This window comes from Defluviitalea phaphyphila (assembly GCF_001466305.1).
Lineage (GTDB): Bacteria > Bacillota > Clostridia > Lachnospirales > Defluviitaleaceae > Defluviitalea_A > Defluviitalea_A phaphyphila.
The window spans coordinates 8,627-11,766 of record NZ_JWID01000041.1 but is presented as its reverse complement, the minus strand read 5'-3'; the positions used below and the strand labels follow the sequence as shown (position 1 = coordinate 11,766).

Genomic DNA, 3,140 nt, shown 5'->3' with positions numbered 1-3,140 from the left:
AGTAAAGGAACAAGTAATTCGGATGATTTCTTTAAATGGTTGAATAAAGGGAAAGCTAATTATAAAGTATATTATGGGATTCAAGATGGCGAAGCAGTATATACAGGAATAACAAAGCAAGACTTAGAAAAACGTCTATACCAACATAATTATAAAGGTAAAGGTTTTGATAGGTTATTAAAACAATATGATGGGCTTACACGAAATCAAGCAAGAGCTATTGAACAATATTACATAGAAAAAGGCCCTGCAAATTTGTTGAATAAAATAAATAGTATTAGGCCTTCACATAGACATTATAATCAAGCCATGAAATGGGTACAAGAATTTCTTAAAAATTTAGATGAGGATGGTGAATTTTAATGGTATATAAAGAAAAAGGCAATCCAATAGCAGATGAATGGAAAAAGTTATATGCTGAACAACCAGATGAAATAAAAAAACAATTAGATGCTTTAAGGAATATGGATCCAAAAGAATATCAATTGAAAATAATAAAGAGAACTAGACCCAAAATAAAAGATGGAGATGTATTTGTTTTGAGTCCTAGAGAAAATATATATTTTTTTGGGAGAGTTCTAAAGGCTANACCCAAAATAAAAGATGGAGATGTATTTGTTTTGAGTCCTAGAGAAAATATATATTTTTTTGGGAGAGTTCTAAAGGCTAATATAAATTATGAAAAGGACTCTTTCATACATGGTAAACATTTAGTATTTATATTTAAGAAAAAGACGAAAAAATTATCAATAGAAGAATTTAGTGCTGATTACTCAAATCTTTTGATTGACCCAGCAATAGTAGATATTAGTTATTGGAATAGGGGATTATTTTTTAATGTTGGGAATATTCCAATTACTGAATATGAAAGAAAACTAGATTATGGTTTCTTAAAATTAGGTACTCCGGGTATTAGACCAAATTATTATTGTAAAGAGGATGGAACTCCATTAGATCATAGACCAAAAATTGTAGGTATTTTTGGTATAACAACTATCAGTGGAATAGCTTACGATGTAGAAAAACAGTTGATTATTAATCCAGATTTACTTAAATGACTTTACTAAATAAAAAGCTTTTACAGAAGTAGTGGATAAAGCATTATTGTCCACTACTTTGTTATTATGATAATAAGAATATATTAATAAAATTACAAAAGATAAATACCAAAACAAGAGAAGAAGATATCATAACATACGAATACGACAACCAAACCAAGGAAACACCATAAAAGAAAAAAGCCGAGAGGGAGAAAAAAGGTACTTCTATGATATCTATAATAGAACCATAGAAGTAAGAAACCCTAAAGGGAATGTACTAAAAAATAAATATGCCCCCTTAGGCTTAAGAACAGAAATAGAAAAAGATGGAGAAGTAATACGATACATCTTTAGTGGAAGTAATATAATAGCCCAACTCGATAAAGAAGACAACATAAAAACAAGAGAAATAAGAGGCTATGAATTACTGCAAAAAGATGTAGGACATAAAAAATATTTCTATCATCAAAATGAACATGGAGATATAACCCACCTAACAGACCAAGAAGAAAGACTTACAAACTACTATGAATACGATGTATTTGGTAATATAATAAAATCAATAGAAGAAATTCCCAATATCTTTAGATACGCCGGCGAACAATTTGACCAAGAACAAAACCAGTACTACCTAAGGGCAAGATACTACAATCCCACCATAGGAAGATTCACCCAAGAAGACATATACCGAGGCGACGGCCTAAACCTCTACACCTACGTAGCAAACAACCCAATAATGTACATCGACCCAAGTGGGTATGAGAAGTGTGAGACTAATAAAAACAAGGCAGAAATTGTATGGCCTAACAAACCTCATATAAATAAAACGCCAGGGCATTGGGAAACTATAGTTGAAGAAGCTAAAAAAATGTCAGAAAGTGGAGAATACAAAAAAATATATGTTAATAAAGGTATTAGTAATGAAATACCGGGTGCAAAACCTAATAGAAGACCGGATATTATGGGAGTAAGACATGACAATACAATAGATCAAGTAGAAGTACCAAGTAAGACAGATAACGTTAGAAGATTAGTTAATAGAATGAAGAAAAATCAAATTATTATGGGAGAAAGAGCAGGCAAAATTAAGATAAAAGAAATAAATAATCAATATAAAAAAAGAAGGTGATAGTATGACTATGACAGTTTCAATTACTTTATATGGAGAAATAAGCAAAGATCCTGAAGATTGGGAAAAATGGTATTTTGATTCAAAAAAGATATGTGAATTATTGGGTTATCAAGCTAATTATTTTGCTATTATAGGCGAAAATATTGCTAATGATAGAATTAGAACTATAAAAAGATCTGAAAGAAAACTATTAAAACTATTAAAAGAAAAAGAAAAAGTAGATATACTTGCAGTGTATGTAATACCTAAAAATTTTACAAGTGCTATTACAGATTATATGGTTACAATTTCACGTGGAGAAAATTGTGTAACTTTAGTAATGCAGAAAAAAAAATACATGGAAATAGATCCAAATGTTTATATTAAAATACTTAATAAACATATTAATATGGAATATGGAGAAATTTATGAGATGGCTATTAATGAATTTCCAGAAATGTATGCTTCTAAAGCTAATGACCCTTCATTTTACAAGACTTTACGTATTATAAAAAAATTACATAAAGAGGAGTTAAATATATAGATATAATAACGTATTTAAATTTTAAATTAATGATTTTACGTCTATTTATCAATAGGTGGAGTGGGATTCTTAGAAATCCTACTCCATTGTTGCTTTTGAGTTTATTTTAAATTTATAAAAACATTTAATAACCTAATTAAATAAAAACGACAGCATAAAAGTAAAAAAATAAGAGGCTATGAATTACTACAAAAAGATGTAGGAAATAAAAAATACTTCTACCATCAAAATGAACATGGAGATATAAACCACCTAACAGATCAAGCAGAAAGACTTACAAACTACTATGAATACGATGTATTTGGTAATATAATAAAAGAAATAGAAGAAATCCCCAATATATTTAAATACGTCGGTGAACAATTTGACCAAGAACAAAACCAGTACTACCTAAGAGCAAGATACTACAATCCAACCATAGGAAGATTCACCCAAGAAGACATCT

The 3,140-nt window shown here is 29.1% G+C and carries 5 protein-coding genes; all 5 read left to right on the top strand.

The window, feature by feature from the left end; translation table 11 throughout:
• Positions 1 to 363: GIY-YIG nuclease family protein (locus OM90_RS11790; protein WP_084758062.1), on the top strand; the 363-nt coding region annotated here is incomplete at its 5' end.
• Entirely contained in the window at positions 363 to 1,058 is a 696-nt protein-coding gene (locus OM90_RS11785) for an immunity 26/phosphotriesterase HocA family protein (protein ID WP_058487062.1), read from the top strand. The genes OM90_RS11790 and OM90_RS11785, both read left to right, overlap by 1 nt.
• An 82-nt stretch (positions 1,059 to 1,140) precedes the next feature.
• Positions 1,141 to 2,169 (top strand): RHS repeat domain-containing protein, encoded by a 1,029-nt coding sequence (locus OM90_RS13410; RefSeq protein ID WP_084758061.1) that lies wholly within the window; start codon positions 1,141 to 1,143, stop codon positions 2,167 to 2,169.
• Positions 2,170 to 2,173: 4 nt separating this feature from the next.
• A complete protein-coding gene (locus OM90_RS11775; protein ID WP_058487060.1) occupies positions 2,174 to 2,695 on the top strand; it encodes a hypothetical protein in 522 nt (173 codons plus the stop codon).
• 168 nt (positions 2,696 to 2,863) lie between these two features.
• Positions 2,864 to 3,140: RHS repeat-associated core domain-containing protein (locus tag OM90_RS13575; RefSeq protein WP_144428587.1), on the top strand; the 277-nt coding region annotated here is incomplete at its 3' end.

Coding starts and splice junctions, on each gene's coding strand:
- OM90_RS11775 (WP_058487060.1), top strand. CDS start 2,174: ATGACTATGACAGTTTCAATTACTTTATATGGAGAAATAAGCAAAGAT.